The 24465-nt window shown below is 70.2% G+C and carries 17 protein-coding genes; 12 read left to right on the top strand and 5 right to left on the bottom strand.

What is annotated here, in order from left to right:
- Nucleotide 1 precedes the first annotated feature (1 nt).
- The 4 genes from pilM to D7Y11_RS21590 all read left to right on the top strand — a co-directional run bounded on the left by pilM (nucleotide 2) and on the right by D7Y11_RS21590 (nucleotide 4935).
- Nucleotides 2-1609 (top strand): pilus assembly protein PilM, encoded by a 1608-nt coding sequence (pilM, locus tag D7Y11_RS21605; RefSeq protein WP_126934658.1) that lies wholly within the window; start codon nucleotides 2-4, stop codon nucleotides 1607-1609.
- A gap of 1 nt (nucleotide 1610) precedes the next feature.
- On the top strand, nucleotides 1611-2168 hold the full coding sequence (gene gspM / locus D7Y11_RS21600) for a type II secretion system protein GspM (RefSeq protein WP_120563376.1): 558 nt from the start codon (nucleotides 1611-1613) through the stop codon (nucleotides 2166-2168).
- A 3-nt stretch (nucleotides 2169-2171) separates the two neighbouring features.
- Nucleotides 2172-3152 (top strand): type II secretion system protein GspN, encoded by a 981-nt coding sequence (gspN, locus tag D7Y11_RS21595; RefSeq protein WP_120577235.1) that lies wholly within the window; start codon nucleotides 2172-2174, stop codon nucleotides 3150-3152.
- 151 nt (nucleotides 3153-3303) lie between these two features.
- Nucleotides 3304-4935 (top strand): sigma 54-interacting transcriptional regulator, encoded by a 1632-nt coding sequence (locus tag D7Y11_RS21590; RefSeq protein ID WP_120577236.1) that lies wholly within the window; start codon nucleotides 3304-3306, stop codon nucleotides 4933-4935.
- 19 nt (nucleotides 4936-4954) lie between these two features.
- Here the strand turns inward: D7Y11_RS21590 and D7Y11_RS21585 are convergent, their stop codons facing one another.
- Nucleotides 4955-6904 carry an APC family permease gene (locus D7Y11_RS21585; RefSeq protein WP_126934657.1) on the bottom strand — a complete coding sequence of 650 codons (1950 nt, stop codon included), beginning with the start codon at nucleotides 6902-6904 and terminating at the stop codon, nucleotides 4955-4957.
- 162 nt (nucleotides 6905-7066) lie between these two features.
- On the opposite strand from D7Y11_RS21585, the gene D7Y11_RS21580 reads away from it, so the two are divergent.
- Nucleotides 7067-7582, top strand: coding sequence for an RNA polymerase sigma factor (locus D7Y11_RS21580; RefSeq protein WP_120577238.1), 516 nt, complete (start codon nucleotides 7067-7069; stop codon nucleotides 7580-7582).
- Nucleotides 7583-7603: 21 nt separating this feature from the next.
- Here D7Y11_RS21580 and D7Y11_RS21575 read toward each other — a convergent pair whose 3' ends face one another.
- Together D7Y11_RS21575 and D7Y11_RS21570 are read right to left on the bottom strand one after the other, a co-directional pair.
- On the bottom strand, nucleotides 7604-8257 hold the full coding sequence (locus D7Y11_RS21575) for a hypothetical protein (protein WP_120563381.1): 654 nt from the start codon (nucleotides 8255-8257) through the stop codon (nucleotides 7604-7606).
- A 1-nt stretch (nucleotide 8258) separates the two neighbouring features.
- Complete coding sequence (locus D7Y11_RS21570; protein ID WP_126934656.1) at nucleotides 8259-10436, bottom strand: S46 family peptidase; 2178 nt, start codon at nucleotides 10434-10436, stop codon at nucleotides 8259-8261.
- Between the two features lie 122 nt (nucleotides 10437-10558).
- Here D7Y11_RS21570 and D7Y11_RS21565 point away from each other — a divergent pair, with 122 nt between their 5' ends.
- Entirely contained in the window at nucleotides 10559-11296 is a 738-nt protein-coding gene (locus tag D7Y11_RS21565) for a M50 family metallopeptidase (RefSeq protein WP_120577241.1), read from the top strand.
- Between the two features lie 13 nt (nucleotides 11297-11309).
- Here the strand turns inward: D7Y11_RS21565 and D7Y11_RS21560 are convergent, their stop codons facing one another.
- Entirely contained in the window at nucleotides 11310-12587 is a 1278-nt protein-coding gene (locus tag D7Y11_RS21560) for a hypothetical protein (protein WP_120577242.1), read from the bottom strand.
- A gap of 128 nt (nucleotides 12588-12715) precedes the next feature.
- Nucleotides 12716-13375 carry an MBL fold metallo-hydrolase gene (locus D7Y11_RS21555; protein WP_121753878.1) on the bottom strand — a complete coding sequence of 220 codons (660 nt, stop codon included), beginning with the start codon at nucleotides 13373-13375 and terminating at the stop codon, nucleotides 12716-12718.
- Nucleotides 13376-13481: 106 nt separating this feature from the next.
- Here D7Y11_RS21555 and D7Y11_RS21550 point away from each other — a divergent pair, with 106 nt between their 5' ends.
- The 6 genes from D7Y11_RS21550 to sppA all read left to right on the top strand — a co-directional run bounded on the left by D7Y11_RS21550 (nucleotide 13482) and on the right by sppA (nucleotide 24137).
- Nucleotides 13482-14195, top strand: a complete 714-nt coding sequence (locus D7Y11_RS21550; protein WP_120577248.1) for a hypothetical protein — start codon at nucleotides 13482-13484, stop codon at nucleotides 14193-14195.
- 288 nt (nucleotides 14196-14483) lie between these two features.
- Nucleotides 14484-16865, top strand: a complete 2382-nt coding sequence (locus D7Y11_RS21545; RefSeq protein WP_172808710.1) for a DNA topoisomerase (ATP-hydrolyzing) subunit A — start codon at nucleotides 14484-14486, stop codon at nucleotides 16863-16865.
- A gap of 10 nt (nucleotides 16866-16875) precedes the next feature.
- Nucleotides 16876-18807 (top strand): type IIA DNA topoisomerase subunit B, encoded by a 1932-nt coding sequence (locus tag D7Y11_RS21540; RefSeq protein ID WP_120577245.1) that lies wholly within the window; start codon nucleotides 16876-16878, stop codon nucleotides 18805-18807.
- A 94-nt stretch (nucleotides 18808-18901) separates the two neighbouring features.
- A complete protein-coding gene (locus tag D7Y11_RS21535) occupies nucleotides 18902-20365 on the top strand; it encodes a PEGA domain-containing protein (RefSeq protein ID WP_233607354.1) in 1464 nt (487 codons plus the stop codon).
- 28 nt (nucleotides 20366-20393) lie between these two features.
- Nucleotides 20394-21602, top strand: a complete 1209-nt coding sequence (locus D7Y11_RS21530; RefSeq protein WP_120577246.1) for a PEGA domain-containing protein — start codon at nucleotides 20394-20396, stop codon at nucleotides 21600-21602.
- Between the two features lie 48 nt (nucleotides 21603-21650).
- The gene (gene sppA / locus D7Y11_RS21525; RefSeq protein WP_126934654.1) at nucleotides 21651-24137 is read left to right on the top strand and encodes a signal peptide peptidase SppA; all 2487 of its coding nucleotides are present in this window, start codon (nucleotides 21651-21653) and stop codon (nucleotides 24135-24137) included.
- The last annotated feature ends 328 nt before the right edge of the window (nucleotides 24138-24465 follow it).

Here is a 24465-nt window from a genome sequence, read left to right as displayed (position 1 = left end):
CATGGCCCGCATTCTTGGCCTGGACCTGGGCAGCCACTCCGTGAAGGGGGTGGTCCTCACCTCCGGGACGAAAAGCAACACCACCCAGGCCTACGCGGAAGTGCGCCGCGCGCAGGAAGGCGAGCGCTTGGAGACGCTGCGCGCCGCGGTGGAGGAGTTGCTCGGGAAGATGCCGCAGGGACACGTGGACCAGGTCGTCATCGCCCTGCCCGGCCCGTCCCTCACCACGCACGCGGTGAGCCTGCCCTTCTCCGACAGCAAGCGCGTGGAGGCGACGCTGCCCTTCGAAGTGGGCAGCCAGCTGCCGTTCGACATCTCGGAGGTCGTCTACGACTACCAGGTGGTCGGACAGAAGGACACCGGCGGCAAGGAGAAGGCCGCGGACCTGCTGGTGGGCGTGGTGAGGAAGGAGGAGCTCCAGTCGCTGCTGGCGATGCTGGGCGGCCTCCAGGTGGATCCTCGCGTCATCACCCACCCGGCGCTCGCGTACCAGAACCTCTTCAACCAGCTGCCCGGCCTCTTCGAGGGCGTGGCTGACGGCGGCCCGGTGGCGGTGGTGGACATCGGCCACGAGCGCACGGCGGTGGCCATTGGCCACCCGGGCAAGGGCGTGGAGTTCGCGCGCACCTTCGCGGGCGGCGGGCGCGACCTGACGCGCGCTCTGGCCACGGAGTTCCAGACGACGGTTCCGGAGGCCCACGCGTGGAAGGAAGCGCACGGCGCCATGGCCAGCGCCGCGCAGGGACCGGACGCCGAGCGCGCCGCGAACGCCTTCGTGCGCGGCATGCAGCCGGTGCTGCGCGAGCTGCGCCCGTCCTTCAAGGCCTACGCCGCGCGCGCCCGCCAGCAGGTCTCCGCGGTGGTGCTGTGCGGTGGCACCGCGCGGATGCCGGGCCTGGCCGAGCAGCTGTCCAAGGACCTGAACCTGCCGGTGCGCGTGCTGGCGCTCCCGGTGGACGCGGCCGCGATGGTTGGCCCCAAGGAGACGCCGTCCGCGGCGCAGGCGTACGCGCTGGCCATGCGCGGCAACGCGGCCGGGGTGAAGGCGCCGCGCTTCAACCTGCGCCGGGGCGAGTTCTCCTTCAAGGGCGGCTACGACTACGTGAAGGACCGGCTGGGCCTGCTGGCGTCCTTCGCGGTGACGCTGCTGCTCCTGCTCATCGCCTTCGGCGTCGTGCGCAATACCGTCCTGGCGCGGCGCGAGGCGGAGGTGGACGCGGTGCTCTGCAAGACGACCCAGCGCATCCTGGGCACCTGCGAGACGAACTACGACCGCGCGCTGAACATGCTCAAGGGCGTGGAGAGCCCCGCCGCGGCGCTGCCCGCGATGTCCGCGGTGAACCTGCTGGCGGAGGTCACCCAGCGCATCCCGCCGGAGGTGCCGGTGAAGTTCGACCGCATCCAGGTGGACCTGGACCGCATCATGCTTCAGGGCGAGACGGACAGCTCCAAGCAGATCGACACGCTCTCCGCCGCCTTGAAGGGCCACCGCTGCTTCAAGGACGTGAAGGAGGGCAAGGTGGAGAAGACGCGTGACGGGCAGAAGGTGACCTTCCGCCTGGACGTGCAGGTGCAGTGCCCCGGCGAGACGCCGGCGGGAGAGACCTGACATGGGAAAGCTTCGAGAACTCTTCGCGCCCCTCCAGACCTGGTTCGAGCGGCTCTCCGACCGCGAGCGCAAGCTCGTGGCGCTGGCCAGCTCCGCGGTGCTGGTGTTCGTGCTCTTCGTCACCCTCTTCAGCTTCGCCAACAGCGCGCAGGGCTACCGCCGGCGCACGCAGGACAAGCTGGCGAAGCTGCAGGAGGTGCAGGCGCTGGCGACCAGCTACGGCCAGGCGCAGGCGGACCGGCAGAACGTGGAGCAGCAGCTCACCCAGAGCAACGTGCGGCTGATTACATACATTGAGGACAAGGCCACCGCCGCGGGCCTCACCGTCCCCAACATGACGCCCAAGGGCGACGTGGGCGTGGGGGACGGGAAGATCATCGAAAGCTCCGTGGAGCTGACCTTCACGGACGTGGACCTGCGCAAGCTGACGGACTTCCTGCGCACGGTGGAGACGGGCCCGGGCATCGTGAAGGTGAAGTACCTGCGCGTGGAGCCCCGGCCCGCCACGGACACCCTGACGGCGTGGACGACCGTCGCCACCTACCGGATGAAGCAATAGCCCATGGCCACTGAATCCAAGATCGCCCGCTGGAAGCTCGTCCTGGGCTACACCGCCTTCGCGGTGGTGGCGTTCATCCTCTGCCTGCTGCTCACCTTCCCGTACGACGCGGTCCGCTCGCGGCTGGTGACGGAGGCCGCGGCCCACGGGCTGGCGGTGCGCATCGACAGCCTGCGTCCCGGCCTGTCCGGCGTCACCGCCACCAACGTGCGCCTGAGCAAGCCGCCCACGCCGCTGGGCTCGGAGTCCGTGGCGGCGCTCGCGCGGGGCGAGTCCGGCGGGCTGGGTCCGGACGAGTTGGGCCAGCCGCTCATCTTCGACAGCGTGGCCCTGCGCCCGTCCCTCTTCCCGGTCGGCCTGGTGGTGAAGATGAAGGGCATGGGCGGCACGGTGAACATCCACGTGGGCGGCATGAGCAGCACGTCGCTGAACGTGGACGTGGACGGCGTGCAGGCCGGCGGCGGCAACCTGCCGGCGTACACGGGCGTGGACATGGAAGGCACCCTCAACGCGAAGCTCGCGCTCACCGCGCCGGGGACCCTGATTCGCGGTCAGCCGGTGGACTGGTCCCAGGCGTCCGGCACGGTGGCGCTGGACACCCAGGGGCTCACCATCAAGGGCGGCAAGGCGGCCATCCCCATGGGCGGCGGGCCCGCCATGCCCATGGAGCTGCCGCGCGTGGTGCTGGGCGAGCTGAAGGGCGACGTCCAGTTCGACAAGGGCATGGGCACGGTGCGCGACCTGAACCTCAAGAGCGAGGACCTGGAGGGCTCCGGCACCGGCACGCTGAAGCTGGGCCGCCGGCTGGAGTACAGCGAGCTGGGGCTCGACGTGCGGCTGAAGTTCGAGCAGGCCTTCCAGCAGCGGCTGGGCCCCCTGGCGCTCGCGGTGAACATGCTGCCGCAGGACCGGGACAACCCGGGTTGGCGCGGCGGCCGGCTCACCGGCATGGTGAGCAGCCCCCGCTTCGGTCCCAAGCGGTAGGTCGCATGCAGAGGGGTGACGGGCAGGGTCGGTTCCGGCCCTCCCCCACCCGGCGCCGGCTCCTTCCTGGCCCCCGGTTGATGCCCGCGCACGCGCCGTGTAAAGCGCTGCGCGCGGCCCTGGGGTGTCCGGGCGTGGGAGAGAGTTCGTAATGCCGGAGCTGGTGTTCTTCCGTCGAGGCGAGGAAGTGCTGCGGGTGGCGGTGGACCGGGCGCGGGTGGTGCTCGGCCGGGGCGACTCCAGCGACGTGGCCATTCCGGATCCAGAGGTGAGCCGCCAGCAGGTGGCCCTCCTGTGGGACGGCCAGAAGTGCCGCGTGGAGGACCTGTCCGGCAAGGGCACGAAGGTCGCGGGCGCGATGGTGGAGCACGCGGACCTGCCGGACGGCGCGGACATCGAGCTGGGCCAGTGGCGCGCGGTGTTCCGCCAGCACGGCGCCAGCGACGACGCGGACGCGGCCACGGAGGCCGGCAGCGCCACCGCCGTGCAGGGCCGCGACTCGCAGCGCTGGCAGGCCGCGCAGCTGCGCGTGAAGCAGGGCGGCTCGGAAGCCGTGCACCGGCTCACCGGCGACAGCTTCACGGTGGGCAAGGACGCAGGCAACGACCTGGTGCTCCAGGACCGGTTCATCTCCGGCCGGCACCTCAAGGTGACTCGCCGGGAAGGCGTCTTCCACGTCGTGGACCTGCGCTCCACCAACGGCACCTGGCTGGGGCCGGTGCGCCTCTTCGAGGCGGAGGTGACGCTGCCCACCACGCTGCGCGTGGGCGAGGCGGAGCTGATCCTGGAGACCGTGCCCGCGGCGAAGAAGGAGGCGCAGGCCTTCCACGGCATCCTCGGGAACGACCCGTCCGTGCGGCAGCTCACGGACCTGATTCAGCGCGTGGCGCCGTCCACCGCGGCCGTCACCATCCTGGGCGAGTCCGGCACGGGCAAGGAGCTGGTGGCGAACGCGCTGCATGCGTGCTCGCCGCGCGCGAACCGGCCGCTCATCCCGGTCAACTGCGCCGCCATCTCCAAGGAGCTGATCGAGAGCGAGCTGTTCGGCCACGAGAAGGGCGCGTTCACCGGCTCCGTGGGCGCGCGCAAGGGCGCCTTCGAGGAGGCGGACGGCGGCACGCTGTTCCTGGACGAGATTGGCGAGCTGCCCCTGGACCTCCAGGCGAAGCTGCTGCGCGCGCTGGAGAGCGGCGAAATCAAGCGCGTGGGCGCCAGCCGCCCGCTGCACGTGGACGTGCGCGTGGTGGCGGCCACCAACCGCGACCTGCTGGCGGCGGCGCGCGAGGGCCGCTTCCGCGAAGACCTCTACTACCGCCTGTGCGTCGTGCCCCTGCACCTGCCGCCCCTGCGCAGCCGCCGGGGAGACGTGGTGGCGCTGGCGGAGCACTTCATGCGCGCGTTCGCCCCGCGCGGACAGACGGTGCGCTTCACGCCGGCCGCGTTGGACCGGCTCCAGCAGCACGCGTGGCCGGGCAACATCCGCGAGCTGCGCAACGTGGTGCACCGCGCGCTGCTGTTGCGCAAGGGCCCGTCCATCGACGCGAGCGACCTGTCCTTCGACCAGGAGGTCAACCGCGAGACGGGCATCACCGTGCCGGAGCTTCCACCGGGCATGACGCTGGAGCAGATGCTGGAGAAGCTGGAGCGGCAGATCATCGAAACCGCGCTGCGACGCTTCAACAACAACCGCGAGCGCGTGGCGCGAGAGCTGGGCCTCGCGCGCTCCACCCTCTTCAAGCGCCTGAAGGACTGGGGCCTGACGAAGCAGGACGAGCAGGAGTGACGTCGAAGGCGCTTCCGCCCTACCCGCTGTCTCCGGGGTGGGCGGGGTCGCCCCAGGCGGAGTGCGGCGCCGGGTGCGCTTGCGTGCGCATGTACCAGGGCACGCTGACCACCACCAGGCGCCGCTCGCCGGACAACAGCAGCGCGCTGCGGAGCAGCTCCGAGCGGCGGCCGTAGAGCATGGCCCGGTACCAGCGCTTCTCCAGCAGCTCCGGCAGCACCATGGCCACGGTGCCGCCCGGCACCTCCTCGAGCAGCGCGTCCAGGTAGTCCATCAGCGGCCACACCAGCGCGCGGTACGGCGACCCCACGTGCACGAGCGGCGGGGGTTTGCGCCCGGCCTCCTGGAGCGGCGCCTGGACGAAGCGCTGCCACTGGGCGTCCAGCGCCGCCTCGTCGGTGTCGCCGCTGCAGATGTGCACCGCGCGCACGTCATCGCTCAGCGTCAGCGCGAAGCGCAGCGCCGTCTCCGACGCGTGGGACCAGCGGTCCACCGGCACCACTGCGACAATCGGTGACGCGGGCGTCAGGAGCACGGGCCGCTTCAGCTCCGTCACCTGCCGCGTGCGCGTGTACGCGGCGTGAACGCGCGACAGCACCAGCAAGCCCACGGGCACGAGGACGAACGCGGCCCAGCCGCCGTGCACGAACTTGGATACGCCCACGATGCACAGCGTGAGCGCCGTCATCACCGCTCCCGCGCCGTTGAGGGCCCGGCGCCACCGCCAGCCCTCATCCTCCCGGTGCCGGCTCCAGTGCACCACCATGCCGGCCTGCGAAAGGGTGAAGGCCATCAGCGCGCCAATGGCGAACAGGGGAATCAGCCGGTCCGTGATGCCCTTGCACACGATGAGCAGCACGGCCGCGAGCGTGGACAGGGTGAGGATGCCGCGCGACAGGGCGAGCCTCCGTCCCCGGTGGGCGAAGCCCGGCGGCAGGTAGCGCTCGCGCGCCAGCACCTGGCAGACGAGCGGAAAGCCCGCGTAGCTGGTGTTCGCGGACAGCGCGAGCACGCAGAGGATGGCGGCCATGGCCACGTAGTAGAAGACGCCGCGCCCCATCACCGCCGCGATGAGCTGCGACAGCACCGTCTGGTAGTTCGCGCCGTCGGGGTCCGTGGCGCCCACGCCGTACGCCCGGCACAGGAGCGCGATGCCCAGCAGCATCGTCACCAGGACGCCCACGATGATGCCCAGCGTGGTGCGCGCCCGGCGGATGGACGGGTCGCGGAAGATGGGCACGGCGTTGCTGATGGCCTCCACGCCCGTCATCGCCGTGCATCCGCTGGCGAAGGCGCGAATCACCAGCCACGCGCCCAGGGACGCGGTGGGCACCGCCAGCGGCGGCGGCTGCTGCACGGGCATCGCGTCACCGGTGGCCAGCTTGAAGAGGCCCACGGCCAGCACCACGCTCAACGAGGTGATGAAGAACCACGTGGGCACGACGAACACGGCGCCCGCCTCGCTGACGCCGCGCAGGTTCACCAGGGTGAGCAGCGCCAGGATGCCCAGGGTGATGGGCAGCGTGTGGGGCCGCAAGGCGGGGAACGCGGACACCAGCGCGCCCGTTCCGGCGGAGATGCCCACCGCCACGTTGAGCAGGTAGTCCAGCATCAGCGCCGTCGCCGCGAGCAGCCCCGCGCCCCGCCCCAGGTTCTGCTTCGCCACGGTGTACGCGCCGCCACCGCTGGGATACGCGGCGATGGTCTGCGCGTATGAGCTCGCGACGATCATCAAGAGCCCGACGATGGCGGCGGTGATGGGGAAGAGCAGCCACAACCCCGAGGCCCCCAGCGGGCGCAGCACGGTGAGCGCGGCCTCCGGGCCGTACGCGGTGGAGGACAGCGCATCCAGCCCGAGCAGGGCCACGCCGGTGAGGACGCCCGTCTTCTCCTGCATCGCCTGGGCGCTGGTGAGCGGGCGCCCCAGGAGCAGGTCCATGATGCCGCTGCCCTCGCGGCGCCGGGGCATGAACGGCCTCCTGCGTCCGTACTGGGCCAGCTGAGCCATGCCCGGAAGGTGCGCACCGGCTGTCCGGGCGAAAACACGGCCCCGGAGTCGCATGCCCTCCAGGGCAATAGACCCTTTCGCGGGCCCGTTCGTTTCACGGGAAGACACAGGAGACCGTCCGCCATGGGCCCGCACGCCGCCGTCCTCCCCTTCCCCACCCTGGATGCTTTGTACGCCCTTCACCGTCCCCGGGCGCTGGCCATTGCCCGGCGCATCGTGGGGGACACCGACGACGCGGAGGACGTGGTGCAGGACGTCTTCATGCGCCTGTCGCGGCAGCCTCCGGGACTGGATGGACGGGCGACGTGGACGACCTGGCTGCACCGGGTGATGGTCAACAGCAGCATCAACTGGCTGCGCGCGCGAAGGCGCCGGGAGCGGCTGACGCACGCGCCCCAGGAGGCCGTGTCGCCAGAGGCCCACGCCATGGGCACGCAGATGCAGCAGCACTTCCACGAAGCGCTGGAGGAGGTGAACCCCCAGCAGCGGCAGGTGCTCTACCTGCGCGAGGTGCGCGGCCTGGGCTCCGCCGAAATCGCCCGGCTCCTGCGCATCCCCGAGGGCACCGTGAAGAGCGCCCTGCACCGCGGCCGCCAGCGCGCCCTCACCGTGATGGAGGAGCGCGGCCAGCGGCCTTGAGTCTCCCGAGCCCGGGCGCCGTTACTCGTCGCCCTTGCTGCCCACGAACTGATCACCCTTCTCCTTGAAGAGGAGGTTGAAGCTGGTGAGCGAGCCGTAGACGCGGGTGATGTAGCCCTGCATCTCCGCCTTCTCCGCGTCCGTGAGCTTGGGGTGCGCGTTGAGCTTCTGCTCCAGCACGCGGATGCGGTCGCGCACCATCGTGACCTTGTGGAACAGGCCGTCGATGGGCATGTCCTTCGCCTGCAGCTCCGGGTTGCCCGGCACCAGCCGCACCGTGCCGCCCTCCCACTTGCCGGCGAGCGGCGGATCACTGAGGGCCGCCGCCTCCCGGAAGATGTCCATCAGCTCTTCGCGCGTCATGTTCAGCCCTTCCAGGTCCACCACTTCGTGCGGATCCGCGCGGTGGCGCACCACCACGGGCGCCACGCTGCGCGGGGCGCGGGTTCGCGTGCTCGAAACCACGGGCGCCGGGGCCGCGGAGCCCCGGGGCGCGTACTTGTCACAGATGGGCGCGGAGGGCGGGAACATGCCGCGCGAGTTCTGCAGGCGGCACGGCCCTACCCATCCACGATGATCCACGGAGTGCGGGCTCCAGAGCTTGCAGTTGCCACACACCCGCTCATCCGGCCGGAAGGTGGGCAGCGCTGGAGTCCCGTCCCCCGCGTCCGACATGTCAGCGAGCCTCCTTGGCCACCGGCTTGCCCTTGCGGACGTTGAGTTCGCGCAGGAGCGCGTCCGCGTCCTCGACCTGGTCGAGCTGCCAGAGCAGGTAGCGCACGTCCACGTTGACGTTCCGGGCCACGTCCGGATTGTAGCCGAAGTCGTTCGCGACGTTCTCCCACACGCGGTCGAAGTTCACGCCCACCAGCTGACCCTTGCCGTTCACCGTGGGGCTGCCGGAGTTGCCGCCCGTGGTGTCCGCGTCCGCCAGGAAGTCGACCGGCACGTCCTTCAGCCGGGGGTCCGCCCACTGCCCGAACTTCTTCGCCGCCGCGGCCGCGCGCACCTTCTCCGGCGCGTTGAAGGGCTCCTCACCGGTGTGCTTTTGCATCATCCCCGTCAGCGTCGTCTGCGGCAGGTACAGCGCGCCGTCGCGCGGCGTGTAGCCCTGCACCTTGGCGAACGACACGCGCAGCGTGCTGTTGGCGTCCGGAGCAATCGGCTTGCCCGCCTGCGCCATCACCGCCTTGCGCCACGCCGGCCGCAGCCGGGAGGACGCGCCCTGACGACGGTCGCGCGTGTCATCCAGCGCGGCCTGCTCCTTCGCCAGCTCCATGCCGAACGCCAGCATGGGGTCGCGGCGCGCGGCGAGCTGCCCCACGGACTCGTCCGCCATCTTCAGGCGCTCCGCCAGGGTGAGCACCTTGGTGCCCGCGTACAGCGAGTCGATCTTCGCGGAGACGTCCTTCTCCGAGTACGTCTTGCCAAACACGGCGTCCACGGACGCGATGCGCGCGTCCGCGGGGAGCGCCTGCGCGCGCTTCACGAACGCGTGCAGCAGCGCCTTGTCCGAGGCGAGGAAGAGGTTCTTCTGCTCGCGCTCCAGGCGGTCCTTGATGCGCGGCACCTCGCGGTCCATGTACTCCGGGCGGCGCTCCAGGTCCGGCTTCGCGCGCTCCATGGCCAGCCGGGACACGGACGTGGCCAGCGCGGGGCCTCGCGCCAGACGGCTGGACATGTTCAGGAGGAACTCGCGGTCGAAGGTCTTGGCGGAGTCCTGCTGCTCCGCGAGCAGCGCCTCGCGGGCCTTGAGGGCATCCCCCCACTTCGCGGCGTCCTTCCGCGCCCAGGCGACGGTGGCGGCCTCCGTGTCGCGCTGCTTCTCCACGATGTGGCCGCGCTTCAGGCCCGCCAGCTGGCCGCCCGCGTTCTTGTAGGCGTTGTGCAGGCCCTTGAGCTGCGAGGCCACGGCGATCTTCCCGGCCGGATCCTTCTCCCCTTCCGTCTCCAGGATGCGGATGGCCTCGCCCAGCACGTCGCGCATGCGCGGGTAGTAGCGCGCCTGGCGCTCCGCCATCTCGTCCGCCAGCAGCGTGCGGTAGGTGCTGCCCGGGTAGCCCAGCACCATCACGAAGTCGCCCGGCTTCACGCCTTCGGTGGACAGGGGGAAGAAGAACTCCGCCTTGTAGGGCACGTTCTTGTCGCTGAACGCCGCGGAGGCGCCGTCCGGCGCGGTGTACGCACGGATGATGGCGAAGTCACCGGTGTGGCGCGGCCACATCCAGTTGTCCTCTTCGCCGCCGTACTCACCCACGGCGCGCGGCGGCGCGTAGACCAGGCGCACGTCCTGCAACTCCACCGCGTCCACCAGCGTGTAGTTCACGCCGCCGTCGAAGGTGGCCACCTGGCAGCGGGTGGCGGGGCGCTTCTCGCACTCGGCCACCAGCTCCTTCTGCTTGCGGTCGATGGCCTTGTAGCGCGCGAGGTCGTCCGCGCCCTGCGGCACGGCGCCGTTGATCTCCGCCGTCACGTCCTTGAAGCCGCGCGGCACCTGCACGCGCGAGCCCTTGCCCGGGAGCTCCTCCGACTGGCTCTTCGCGAGGAAGCCGTCGGTGATGAGGTCCTTCTGCGGGGAGCTGTGCTCCTGGATGATGGAGAAGGCACAGTGATGGTTGGTGATGATGAGGCCGGAGGCGGAGATGAACGACCCGGAGCAGCCGCCGGTGTTCACCGTGCCCGCCAGCAGGCCCGTGCCCCGCTTGGGGTCCCAGAGCTTGTTGGGTGGCAGTTGGAGGCCCTGGGCCTTGAGCCAGGCAGGGCTCAGCTCCAGCACCTGCTGGGGGGTCCACTTCCCTTCCCCGGCGAAGGCCGGGGCTGCCACGAGCGAGAGGAGAAGGAGCGTCTTCTTCATGGTGACCCTTCCCTACTCCGTCCGCCGCCCCGGCGCGACCGTTCCGGTGTCCGGGGGGCGCGTTTTCGCGGAAGATGGAACGCGCTTGGATGTTCCGGTGTCCAGGCAGGAGGGGACCAGCGATGCGGACCGCGAGCGGGGCGACACTGGATTTTGGAAGGCTGGCGCTGCTCCTGCTCTTGATGGGGGCGTCCTGGTACTTCTGGTATTCGCCGGTGCTGTGGCCGGTGAAGGTGCTGGTGGTGATGATGCATGAGAGCGGGCATGCCATCGCCTCGCTGCTCGTGGGGGGCTCGGTGGACCGGGTGCACCTCCAGGTGAACGAGGGAGGCAGCTGCCTCTCCCGCCTGCCGCCGGGCGTGCTCAACCGCGTCATCGTGTCATCCGCGGGCTACCTGGGCAGCGCGGTGGCGGGCGCGGGGCTGATGCTGGCCACGTTCCGGTTCCGGCTGGGCCGCGCGGTGATGGGCGCGGCGTCCGTGTGGCTGGCGGTGATGGGCTTCTTCTACGCGGGCGACCCGTTCACCCTGGCCTTCTGCCTGGGCATGGCCCTGGCCATGGGACTGGGTGCGCGCTTCCTGCCCACGGGGCTGGTGGACGCGCTCAACCTGTTCCTCGCGGCCTTCACCGCCCTCTACGTCATCTTCGATTTGAGGGACGACCTGTGGAACAGCGCGGTGCGCGCGCAGAGCGACGCGGCCATCCTCGCCAGCGAGACGTGGGTGCCATCCATCGTCTGGGCGGCCCTGTGGACGCTGCTGTCGCTGGCCCTGCTGGGTGTGTCCGCGTACTGGGCCATGCACGCGAAGCCGGGCGGCGGCGTGAAGATGCCGCCCATGGCCCGCGCGCGGCGGGTGTGAGCCGAGCGGGCGCTCAGGTCCCCAGCCAGGCGATCACGTCGTCGTACGTGAAGGGGTGCTCGTAGATGTCCATCAGGTAGTCCTCCGCCGGGTCCATCACCTCGTGGTAGGTGTGCACCGGCGTGAGGCTCTTGGGGTAGCCACCCACGGACTGGTCCGCGTTCCAGTACCCGAAGATGCCGAAGGCCATGGCCTTCATCCGGTCCGCGAAGAGCTGGGTTGCCACCGGGCCCGCGCCATTCGCGGGCCGCAGCAGGGCGACCATCTCGAACAGGCGGGCCGCCGTGTGCGAGCGCCCGGTCTCGATGGGCATGTGGTGCTCTCGCGCCGTCTCCGTGTCCGGCGAGTCCTCGTTGCGCGTGCCCGCGCCCTTGCGCCCCTGATCCCAGGCCACCTGTCGGCGCTCCGTGTGCGGATCCCCGGTGTAGCGCGTGAGGTCCTTCTTGAGCACGTTCGCGCGAGCTGCGCCGTCCGTCGTCCAACGCCTGGGCCGGGCGGGGCTCGTCGCCCCCTGGTAGGGATGCGGGACCAGCTCCTTGTGCATGGAGATCATGGCCCGGCTGTTGCCAATGGGGCTGAACAGCTCCTTGAGGTCGTGGAGGATGGCGACGTTCTCCGCGACGGAGAAGTCCCGCCGGTCATAGCTCAGGCTCACCCGGTCCTTGCTGCGCACGCTGTAGTCGTACAGCGGCTGCGCCGTCAGGTTCATCACCAGGTTGATGGGGTTGAGGTTGCCGCCCAGCTTCTCCCACTGACGGCGCTCGTAGGCCGGGTACGAGTTGGCCTCGTTGTAGCTGCCCGTCATGTTGGGCAGCAGGTTGAAGGGCGAGTACGTCTGCACGACGTGGCTGATGGTCCCGCTCCAGCTGTCGTGCTCCCAGAGGTACTGCCCCAGCGCCCTGCGCAGGTCATTCAGCGTCTGGCGTGTCCGGGCATGCTCCAGGACGTCCTCGGCCAGCTCCTGCTCCAGCTCGCGGTTGCGCTGGCAGCGGGCGTCGGCCTCGTACATCAGGTGCATGTAGAACTCGCCCTTGCTGGCGAAGGCCTTCCAGTAGGCCTTGGGCGCGGTGTTCGTCATGCCGAAAGTGGGCTCGAAGGAGCCCAGCTTCGTGCCCTTGGGGAACGACCACGGCTTCGAGGCGATCCACGACCGGAGCGTGTTGCGCAACCCCACCTTCGTCAGGTGGGCCAGCCGGGTGCGGTCCGTCGTCCGCGCGTACGAGTAGGCGCCGTCCGCCCACGTCTTCGCGTCCGCATCCTTCACTGCGACCGAGCTGATCTCCACGGGCATCGCGCGTCCCCTCAAGGCAGCGGGAGCCCTCTTCCGAGCTTCCCTGGCTTGAGTTTACTTCAAGACTGTCGCGAGTGCGCCCGTACGCGAAATCTCCGAGGGTGTCAGAAACGCCCGGACGTGGAGAGTCACCGCCGCGGTCGCATCCGGAAGGCCACGAACGACGCCATGTCCGGGAAGCCGAAGTACGGGTTCTTCTGGCGGATGGCCTCCATCTGGGCCACCGGCACGTCCGCGTAGTCATGCCCGGGGTACAGCCGCGCGGTGTCCGGCACCTTCGCCAGCACCTGCGACAGCGAGCGGTACATGTCCTCCGGGCTACCGCCCGGGAAGTCGCACCGGCCGCACCCGTTGATGAAGACCGTGTCCCCGGACACGAGCGCGTCCTCCGCCAGCAGGCAGTGCGACCCCGGCGTGTGCCCGGGCGTGTGCAGCGCATGGAACGTGCGCGCGCCCACCGGCACCGCGTCGCCCGCCCTCAGGGACCGAAGCGCGTCCCCCCCACGCTTGCGCAGCTCGCTGGAGAAGGCGACCTCCTCCGCCTGCGCGTACACCGGGACGTCATGGCGCGACAGCAGCTCGTCGAGGCCGTTGATGTGGTCGCCGTGGCAGTGCGACACGAACGCGCCCACCACGCGCTTGCCGTCCTGCGCCACCGCCGCCTCGATGGCCGGCACGTCCCAGGCCGGATCCACCACCACCACCTCCGGGCCGTCCTGGGGACCCACCAGGTAGACGAAGTTGTCCATCGGTCCGAGCTTGAGCTGACGCACGTACGGTGTGGGCATGGTTGTCCTCCAGACGGCCACTCTACGCCCCAGGCTTGCCGGCCCGGGGCCAGTTCCCTTTGAATGCCTCTTTTTGATGCCCCACGCCGTCAGGAGGTCCAAGTCCGTGAAGCGCCTGCCCACCCTGCTCGCCTGTTCGCTGCTGGTCAGCGCGTCCACCTCCGCCGCGGGGCGGTCCACCTCGACCTTCCGCTACAAGCCGTCACCGGACGATGAGCGCCCCGTCATCGTGGATGCCACCATCGGGCCCCAGGGCAGCGACTTCGCCATGCGCCTGAAGTTCAACAAGGACCCCTTCGGCGAGGAGTGCAAGCAGCGCTGCGCCAACGTCACCCTCTTCCTGGACACCGACTCCAGCGTCCAGTCCGGCCTCCACCTGGACGCCAACAAGGCCCCGGAGAACGGCGCCGACCTGGCGGTCGTCATCCAAGGCGTGCGGGAGTACAAGCGCCAGGACGCGCCTCCAGAGATGACCCTGCGCGTGAAGATCCGCCAGCTGAGCTCGGACGCCACCAGCGCGGACGCGGGCGAGCTGCTCGCGGACCTCAACAACCGCCAGGACCCGGAGCGCATCCAGACGGACGGCACCACGGTCTACCTGCTGGTGGACGCCACCAGCGCGCTCCTGCCCTCCGCCCGCAAGGTGCGCGTCATCTACCACCCGCCGGGCAGCAAGGCCCTCACCGCCACCATCAACGGGATGGCCGGTGGCGGCTCCGGCCGGGGCGTGCAGATCTTCAAGAGCGGCCGCGGCTGGGGCCGCGCCCCTGACGCGGAGGGCAAGAAGCCCCGCGCCAACCCCAACGGCGACAACGGCTAGTCCCAGCAGCCCGCCGGCCAGGCCCTGCCCCCACTCCCCTCGGAATTCCGGGGGGTTGGCGGTGGGTTTCAAGCAGGCATAGGACTGTACGGACGTGCAGAAGTTCCGGGCTGGAGCCGCTGCAACCTCCCGAATTCGTTCTCAATGTCAGAGGCCCATGGTAGTCCGGCCCATCTGACGTCGAGGGTCCCACCCGACTGGTAGTCGCAGCGCGCACGGCGTGACGCCCGCGCGCCGCGTCACGCCCGGCCGGTCGGCCCGTGTGAAACCCATCTGGATTCCATGACCATGCTCGCAGAAGCCGAAACGAAGTCGCGCAAGAAGCAGGGAGGCCCGGCAGGGGGCGGAGGAAAGGGCGGCGGCGGCGGCGGGTCCGGCGCTGGTGGCGGGGACAGCCTGCCCGCGGGCCTGGCCGAGGAAGCGCGCCGCCGGTACCTCAACTACGCCCTGTCGGTCATCACCTCGCGTGCCCTGCCCGACGTGCGCGACGGCCTCAAGCCGGTGCAGCGCCGCATCCTCTACGGCATGTGGAACGACCTGAACCTGTCGTTCGACACGAAGTACCAGAAGTGCGCGCAAGTGGTCGGCGCCATCATGGGCCGCTACCACCCGCACGGCGACACGGCCATCTACGACGCGCTCGTGCGCATGGCGCAGGACTTCTCCCTGCGCTACCCGCTGGTGGACGGCCACGGCAACTTCGGCTCGCTGGACGGCGACTCCGCCGCAGCCTACCGCTACACCGAGTGCCGCCTGGAGAAGCTGGCCACGGAGCTCTTGGGTGAGCTGGACAGCAAGACGGTCCGCTTCCGCCCCAACTACGACGGCACCCGGGACGAGCCCGTCGTCATCCCGGCGCGCGTGCCGCAGTTGTTGATGAACGGAACCACCGGCATCGCGGTGGGCATGGCCACCAACATCCCGCCCCATCACCTGGGCGAGCTGGTGGACGCGCTCCTGGCGCTCATCAACGACCCGGAGCTGCAGACCAAGGACCTGCTCAAGTGGATCAAGGGGCCGGACTTCCCCACCGGCGGGCAGATCCTCAACGACAAGAAGGAGCTGCGGGACATCTACGAGACGGGCCAGGGCTCCGTCCGCATCCGCGGCGAGTACAAGATGGAGGAGCACAAGCGCGGCGGTCAGATGATCGTCGTGACCTCCATCCCGTACACGGTGAACAAGTCCACGCTCGTCGCGAAGATTGGCGAGCTGGTGCGCGAGCGCAAGCTGCCGCTCATCACCGACGTGCGCGACGAGTCCACCAAGGACGTGCGCATCGTCATGGAGCTCAAGAAGGACGCCAACCCCGAGCTGGTGATGGCGTACCTCTACAAGCACACGCCCCTGCAGACGAACTTCGGCGTGAACCTGACGTGCCTCGTGCCGTCGGACAACCCGGACGTCGGCACGCCCAAGCGGTTGGACCTCAAGTCCATCCTCCGCTACTTCCTCGACTTCCGCCTGGAGATCGTCACCAAGCGCTTCGAGCACGAGCTGGCGGAGCTCAAGCGGCGCGTCCACATCCTCGAGGGCTTCGAGAAGGCCTACGACGCGCTGGATGAAATCATCCGGATCATCCGCCAGTCGGAGGGCAAGCAGGACGCCGCCCAGAAGCTGATGGCGCGCTTCAAGATGGATGAGCTCCAGGTGGACTCCATCCTGGAGATGCGCCTCTACAAGCTGGCCCGCCTGGAGATCCTCATCGTCCAGAAGGAGCTCAAGGAGAAGCGCGCGGAGATCAAGCGCATCGAGGGCATCCTCAAGGACGTGAAGAAGCGCTGGTTGGTCATCCACGACGAGCTGTCCGGCCTCAAGGCCGCGTACACCGACAAGCGCCGCACGCGCATTGGCGGCGCGGGCTCAGAAGAGATGGAGTTCTCCGCGGAGGCGTTCATCGCGGACGAGGACGCCCACGTCGTGATTACGCGCGACGGGTGGATCAAGCGCGTGCGCGAGGTGAAGGACCCGTCCACCACCCGCCTGCGTGAAGGCGACGCGGTGATGGCGGTGCTCGCCGGCAGCCTGAAGGCGAACCTGGTGCTGTTCAGCAACTTCGGCACCGCCTACGTCACCCGCTTCAACGACATTCCGGCCTCCACCGGCTACGGCGACCCGGTGCAGAAGCTGTTCAAGTTCGACGACGGCGAGCGCGTGGTGGGCGCCCTGTCCCAGGATGCCCGCCTGCACCAGCCGGCGAAGCTGGTGGCGGTGACGCGCCAGGGCCTGGGCCTGCGCTTCCTCTTGGCGCCGCACACGGAAGTGTCCACCCGCGCCGGCCGCCGCTACGCGAAGACGGGCGAGGGCGACGAGATCATCGGCACGCAGCCGGTGGGCGACAAGGACCTGCTCGCCGTCCTCACGGAGAAGACCAACGCCCTCGTCTGCAAGGTGGCGGAGGTGAATGAGCTGGCGGGCCCCGGCAAGGGCGTCCAGGTCATCAAGGTGGACGCGGGCGACAAGGTGGTGGACTTCCTCGCGGCGCCGGCCAGTCAGAAGGACGCCGTGCTGGAGTTCGAGACGCAGAAGGGCCGCAAGCTGCACCTGTCACCGGCGAAGTTCTCCGTGACGGGCCGCGGCGGCAAGGGCCATGAGATGTCCAAGCGCGACACGGTGAAGGAGGTGGCCAAGCCCATCACCTTCGTGCCGCTGCCGGAGAAGAAGGAGTAGCGGGAAGGCCATGGCGACCAAGAAGGAAACCTACACAGGCGCGGACATCCAGGTCCTCGAAGGCCTGGAGCCGGTGCGCAAGCGCCCGGCCATGTACATCGGTGGCACCGACAGCACGGGCTACCACCACCTCCTCTGGGAGATCGTCGACAACTCGGTGGACGAGGTCATCAACGGCTTCGCGTCCCTCATCGAAGTCACGCTCCACAAGGGCGCGAAGTCCATCACCGTCGTGGACAACGGGCGCGGCATCCCCGTGGACATGATGCCGAAGCACAAGAAGCCCGCCGTGGAGGTCATCCTCACGACGCTGCACGCGGGCGGCAAGTTCGAGCAGGGCAACTACATCCACTCGGGCGGTCTGCACGGCGTGGGCAGCTCCGTGGTGAACGCGCTCACCAGCAAGCTGCTCATCGAAATCAAGAAGGACGGCAAGCGCCACGTGCAGTCGTACGCGCGAGGCAAGGCCACCAGCGCCCTCAAGGTGGAGGGCCCGGCGCGCGGCACCGGCACGTCCATCACCTTCGAGCCGGACGCGGAGATTTTCGGCGAGAAGCAGAAGTTCGACGCGGCCCTGGTGCGCGAGCGCCTGGAGGCGAAGAGCTACCTGCACAAGGGGATGACCGTCGTCTGGAAGGACGAGACGGCCACGCCCGCCGTGTCGGAGACGTTCAAGCACGACGGCGGCATCGCCGAGTACCTCACCAAGGTCGTGTCGGAGCGACAGAAGCCCATCGTCCCCGTGGGCGGCACGCCGTTCTACTACTCGCGCGACAACGAGGTCCGCCTGGAGGTGGCGCTGGCGTGGACGGAGGCCACGGACGAGCACATCCGCTCGTACGTCAACGGCATCCCCACGAACCTGGGCGGCACGCACGAGGCGGGCTTGAGGGCCGCCATCGTCAAGGCGATGCGCAACTACATCGAGACGCACGGCCTGACGCCCAAGGGCGTGTCGCTCACCGCGGAGGACATCCGCGAGGGCATCACCGCCATCCTCTCCGTGTACGTGGTGGAGCCCCAGTTCCAGGGGCAGACGAAGGGCCGCCTCAACAATTCGGAGACGACGGCGCAGGTGGACAGCGCCGTCCGCCCGGTGCTGGAGAAGTGGCTCAACGACAACAAGTCCATCGCGGAAGCGCTGCTGGCGCGCATCATCCTGGCCGCCCGCGCGCGCGAGGCGTCCCGCGCGGCCTCCGCCGCCATCAGCCGCAAGTCCGCGGTGAGCCACCGGCTCAACCTCCCCGGCAAGCTGGCGGACTGCTCGTCCACGGACCCCGCGTCCAGCGAGCTGTTCATCGTGGAAGGTGACTCCGCAGGCGGCTCCGCCAAGCAGGGCCGCGACCGGCGCACCCAGGCCATCCTCCCCCTGCGCGGCAAGGTGCTCAACGCGGAGCAGGCGTCCACCGACAAGGTGGCCACCAACAAGGAGCTCCAGGACATCGTCAGCGCGCTGGGCTGCGGCATCGGGTCCGACTTCGACATCACGAAGCTGCGCTACGGCCGCGTCTTCCTGCTGATGGACGCGGACAGCGACGGCCACCACATCGCCACGCTGCTGCTCACGTTCTTCTACCGGCACCTGCGGCCCCTGATTGAGGCGGGCGCCGTGCACATCGCCCAGCCGCCGCTGTACCGGGTGGACATTGGCAAGGAGACGTACTGGGCCCTGGACGAGCCGGACCGCGACCGCATCATCCGCGAGAAGGCCAAGGGCAACGCCAAGCCCAACATCATGCGCTTCAAGGGTCTGGGCGAGATGACGGCCGACGAGCTGAAGACGACGACGCTCGACGCGAAGAACCGCATCAGCCTGCGCGTCACCATCGACAACGCGCTGGAGACCGACCGCATCATCAATGACCTGATGGGGAAGGACGTCTCGGCGCGTTACAAGTTCATCACCGAGATGGCCGGCGAGGTCCAGGAGTTGGACGTCTGAGAAAGTGGAAGTCCCCGCACACCCGGGACGGGTTCACCCGTCCCGGGGAGGCATTGGTCTTCCGCCCCGCTGGTCGGCTAGCATCCGCCGAATCGTGAACACCACCCGCCTTGCCCTGACTGTCGCGCTCGCCTGCATGCTGAGCGCTCCCGCCGCCGACGCCGCCACCAAGCGGAAGTCCGCCGCGAAGAAGAAGCGCCCCGCCGCCACCAAGAAGGTCCCCGCGGCAGAGCCCGAGGACACCTTCACGCCTCCGGATGAACCGGCTCCCGACTCGGACGTGCCCGTCGCGCCCAAGGCGGCCGCCCCGGCGCCCGTCGCTCCGGCCACGCCCGCCGCCCCGAAGAAGCTGGCGGACGTTCCGGCTCCGGCGCGCGCGGCGACGTCCAACGCGGTGGCCATCTTTGGCGTGGCCCGCCAGTCGGCCGCGACGGACTCCGCGGCGAAGCTGGAGGACACGCTCACCCGGCGGCTGGGCAGCGCGGGCGACGTCCAGTTCGTGGACCTGGCCACCGCCTTCCCGCCCCCGGAGCCCCAGGGCAACCCCCGGGCTGACGCCCTCTTCGACGAGGGCCGCGCGGCGTACGACAACCTGGACCCGGACGCCGCCGCGGCGAAGTTCAAGGCGGCCGCGGAAGCCTACGTGCAGCGCCCCGGCGACCTGCGCCCGGAGAAGCTGGGTGAGACGTACCTCTTCCAGGGCGCGTCCCAGCTGCTCAACGGCGACGTGGCGGGCGCGAAGGCGGCCTTCACGAACGCGCTCCTCGCGGAGCCGTCGCTGCGCCCGGACGCGGGCCTCTTCGGCCAGGACGTGCAGCGGGTGTTCTCGGAGGCGCAGAGCGATCTGAACGCGCAGCCGCAGGGCACGCTGGTGGTGAACACCCAGCCGCAGGGCGCGCGCGTGCTGGTGCGCGGCCGCGACGTGGGCACGACGCCGCTGTCCGGCGCGAAGCTGGCCCCGGGCCGCTACCCCGTGCAGGTGGTGCTGCCGGGCTACGCCCCGTTCGCGACGTACGTGGAGGTGAAGCCGTCCGCCCCCACGGAGCTGAAGACGAAGCTCGGTTCCGCGCCGGGCCTGTCCGCGCTGCGTGACGCGGCGACGAAGGCCGGCACCGAAGCCGCCTTCGACGCGAACGGCACGCCGCCGGAAGTGGGCGCCATCGCCGAGCGGCTCAACGCGCGCTACGTGGTGCTGGCGGCCACGTTCCAGGACAAGAAGGGCCGGCTGCACGGCGAGGTTCAGGCGTGGGACGTGCGCACCAAGAACCGCCTGCGCGGCGTGGAGGTGGACTTCGGCAAGCGCGACGGCAAGGGCAGCGCTGACTTCGCCGCGGACCAGGTGCACACCTTCCTCACCGGCGCCGCGCTGCCCCAGGGCCGCGAGGACGCGTCGAAGGAGCCGCTCGTGTCCAGCGACTCCGTGCTGCGCAAGCCCTGGTTCTGGGCCGCGGCGGCGGGCGTGGCGGCCGTGACGGCGGGCGTGGTGTACGTGGCCACCACGGACCGCGGCCCCGGATTCAACCCGGTGAACGGTCTGCCCGGTGGAATTTCCTTCTAGCCCGGACGTCAAGCGCACAGGACTCCTCATGAAAGCCCTTCCGCTCGCGCTCGTGCTGCTGCCCGCCCTGGCGCTGTCATCCTCGCCCCCGGCGGGCCGCATCTCCGCGCTGCTCATCCCCATGGACCCGTCGTCCGAGTCCTCGGGGGTGCAGATGGAGAGCTACCTGAACGACGCGCTCGGCAACTTCCCCAGCTACTCCGTGCGCAAGCCGCGCGACCTCTTCGGTCTGCCGGACGACCCGTCCGCGCAGGCGTCCTTCCAGCGCGCGAAGAAGGGCTACGAGGAGAGCGTCAAGGCCTTCGAGGCGCGCGAGTACGAGGACGCGGAGCGCAAGGTGCGCGCCACCCTCAAGGAGCTGGACGGCTCCGTCGCGGCCATGACGTCCTGCTTCCCGCTGTGCGACGCGCTGGCGTTGCACGGCGCCATCCTCCAGCTGCGGGGCGACGTGGAGGAGGCCAAGCTGCTGCTCATCGACCTGATGGCGCTCAACCCCACGTTCGAGCTGAACCCCAAGCGCTTCAGCCGGGACTTCATCAGCCTGCGCGTGCAGGTGGCCACCAGCCGTCCCTCGCAGCTGCGCGGCAGCGCCACCTTCAAGTCCCGGCCCGCGGGCGCCCGCGTGTACGTGGACGGCGAGCCGGTGGGCTACACGCCGCTGACGCTGCCCACGCTGCCGGTGGGCAAGCACCTGGTGCGCATGGAGCGGCCGGGCTTCCGCCAGTTCGGGCAGATCGCGGAGGTGACGCCGGACGACGTGGACGTCGTCGCCTCGCTGGCGCCCACGGCCACCTACAAGGCCTACGACGCGCAGCTGGACAAGGTGATTCCGGACGTGTCCCGCCCCAGCGACAAGCCGGCCAACGCCATCGTCTCGCTGGGCAAGTCGCTGAGCCTGGACCGGGCGCTGGTGGGCACCGTGCGCGTCATCCCGGAGCGGGGCACGGAGCTCGCCGTGGGCCTCTTCGACGTGAAGAGCGGCAAGCGCCTGGGCTCGCGCAAGCTGGTGCTCCAGGGCGACGAGTACGGCCAGCTCAAGTCGGAGATGGAGCGCATCGCCAACCAGCTCATCAACAGCGAGGGCGAACAGGTCCAGAAGAAGCGCGACCCGCTGGACAACCGCAGCGGCGCGGAGGACTGGGGTTCGGAGGACCGCGGAGGCAACTCCCGACAGTCCGTCAAGAAGCACTCCGGGGATGATCCGCTGGACGACGTGTCGGGTACCGAGGACTGGTAACACGCGGCGCTTGTCCCGGGACGGCTCGCACCTAGAGTCCCGGTCCGTATGCGCCACCTGCCGCTGCTCGCCCTCCTCCCCAGCCTCGCGATTGCCCAGACGGGCGCCGTCGACCGCGCCCCCGTCCCGCCCCTGGGCATCACCCTGCCGCCCACCAACGCGGCGCTCATCGACGAAGCGCCCGCCCTGTCCCTCAACCCCGCCGGCCTGGGGTTCCAGGACGCGGGGCAGCTCTTCTACCTCCACGAGCGAAACCTCCAGTCCGACTCCGTGGGCGACGCCGTGTTCCTGGGCGCGCGCCTGCTGGGCCTGGGCGCGGGCTTCTCCCTGGAGTGGATCCGCGGCCAGAACGCGCCGGACTACCGCAAGACGTCCTTCGGCCTGTCGCTGGGGCCTCGCACGCTGCAGCTGGGCGCCGCGCTGCACGATTTCAGCAGCTCGGATGACCCCCGCATCAGCGGACTGACGAGCTGGGACGTGGGCCTCACCGCGCGCCCCTTCCGCTTCCTGTCGCTGGCCGCGGTGGCCAAGGACCTGAACGCCCCGGAGCAGGACGGCCTCAAGCTGCAGCGCCGCTACAACTTCGGCCTGGGCCTGCGCCCGCTGGGTGAGCGCTACACGCTGGGCGTGGACTGGATCTTCGCGGAGGGAGGCTTCCGGGAGGGCCTGGCCACGTACACGCTCCAGGCGGAGGTGGTGCGCGGCCTGAGGCTGGGCGGCGGCCTGTCCCACGGCTTCGTCAGCGGCATTCCCCTGGCGCTCCAGTTGGCGGCCACGGTGGACCTGGGCCACGCGGGCCTGACGTACGCGGCGGGCGGCGCGGGCAACGGCCTGGACCACGTGCTGCAGGTGCGCCTGTCGTCGGAGCGCTACCGCTCCCTGCACGGCGGCGGCGGCGTGGTGGCGCTGCTGGATTTGGACGACATGCTGGCTGGTGGCGTGAGCCCCGCGCTGGCCATCCTGGGCGTGAGCGAGGCGGACCCGTACCTGCGCCTGATGAAGTACCTGGACCTGGCCACGCGCGATGAGCGGCTCAAGGGCGTGGTGGTGAAGATGGAGGGCCTGCCCGGCGTGGGTTGGGGCACGGCGGAGGAGCTGCGCCAGTCGCTGCTCAAGCTGCGCGAGGCGGGCAAGAAGGTCGTGGTGGTGATGCTGTCCGGAGATGACCGCGGCTACCTGGTGGCGTCCGCGGCGGACAGCGTCTACGCGCTGACGGAGGCGTCGCTGCCCATCAACGGCCTGTCCGCCACGGTGACGTCGCTGGGCGGCACCATGGAGAAGCTGGGCGTGACGTGGGACGTGGCGCGCGTGGGTGAGTACAAGACGGCGATGGAGCAGTTCACCCGCTCCGACATGAGCCCCGCGGAGCGCGAGACGCTGGACGCGTACCTGGACTCCCAGGTGACGCACTACGAGAAGGCCGTGGAGGCCGGGCGCAAGCTGCCCCCGGAGAAGCTGCGCGCCGCGTGGGCGCAGGGCATCCTGTCCTCGAAGCGGGCGCAGGCGGCGGGCCTGCTGGACGGCGTGGTGTCCGCGACGGAGCTGGACGCGCGCGTGGCGGAGTGGTTCCCGGGCATGCGCTTCCACCCGACGTACTCGCCGCGCGAAGAGCGCGAGGACCGCTGGGGTCTGCGCCGCCGCATCGCGGTGGTGCCGGTGCTGGGCGACATCACCGGGGGCCGCAGCCGCGAGGACCCGCTGGGCTTCGCGCAGTTGGCGGGCGCGGAGACGGTGGTGCGCGCGCTGCAGGAGGCCCAGGAGGATCCGTCCGTGGTGGCCATCATCCTGCGCGTGGACTCCGGCGGCGGCGACGTGCTGGCCTCGGACCTGATGTACCGCGCGGTGCTGGAGGCGAAGAAGCACAAGCCCGTCATCGCCTCCATGGGCGACGCGGCGGCCTCCGGCGGCTACTACGCGGCGGTGGCCGCGGACGAGGTGCTGGCGGAGCCCACCACGCTGACGGGCAGCATCGGCGTCTTCTACCCGAAGCCCGCGCTGGAGGGCCTGGGCACCAAGCTGGGGGTGAACCAGGAGACGCTCAAGCGCGGCGACATGGCGGACCTGCTGGAGTGGTGGAAGCCGTGGACGCCCGAGCAGCAGGCCGCGGTGCAGACCTGGGTGGACGACTCCTACGACACGTTCATCACGGAGGTCGCCCGCAACCGGAAGATGGACAAGGCGAAGGTGGACGCCGTGGCCCGCGGCCGGGTGTGGAGCGGGAAGGACGCGCTCGCCCGGGGGCTGGTGGACGGGCTGGGCGGCATGCCGGAGGCCGTCGCGTCGGCGCGCAAGCGCGCGAAGGTGCCTACTTCGGAGGAGCTGGACCTGGACGTCATGGGGGACGCGCGCGGCTTCCTCTCCGGGCTGGGCGGGGAGCCCGGCGTGCACGCGCTGGCGGGGCTGCTGCTGCCCGCGTTGCCGGAGCGCCCGCCGGAGGCCCTGTCCGTGCTCGCCCGGGAGGTGGGGCTGGGTTCGCCCGAGCTCCTGCGCCCCGGCCTGAAGGCCATGATGCCCTTCCGCGTGCGCATCCGCTGAACGGCCTCCCGAGGTGCCCCCAAGCTCCGGAGACGCCTCCTGCCCCCCGGGGAGGTCTCCCGGTGGACAGGCCGCGCACACGGGCGGCGAAAATGCGGGCGCCCCATCCGGGCGCTCTGTTAGGGTGGTCAGTGCCTCCCGGCCGGCGCTAGGGCCGTCGGGGGGTTTCAGGAACCGGCGGTTTCGGCCTTCTCGCAGGCCCCGCGTCCGGCTTCCTGTCCCAAAACCTGCTTCCTGACGTCCCCGGCGGGCCCGCTCAAGGCCGCCGCCCTCAAAGGGCCGTCACGCGTGGAGCCCCATGAGCGAGAATTCCGACAACCCCGAGACC

The sequence above is a fragment of the Corallococcus sp. AB018 genome, from assembly GCF_003986945.1.
GTDB classification, from domain to species: Bacteria; Myxococcota; Myxococcia; order Myxococcales; family Myxococcaceae; genus Corallococcus; species Corallococcus exiguus.
Note: the sequence above shows the minus strand (reverse complement) of the source record. Positions and strands in the feature narration are given on the sequence as shown.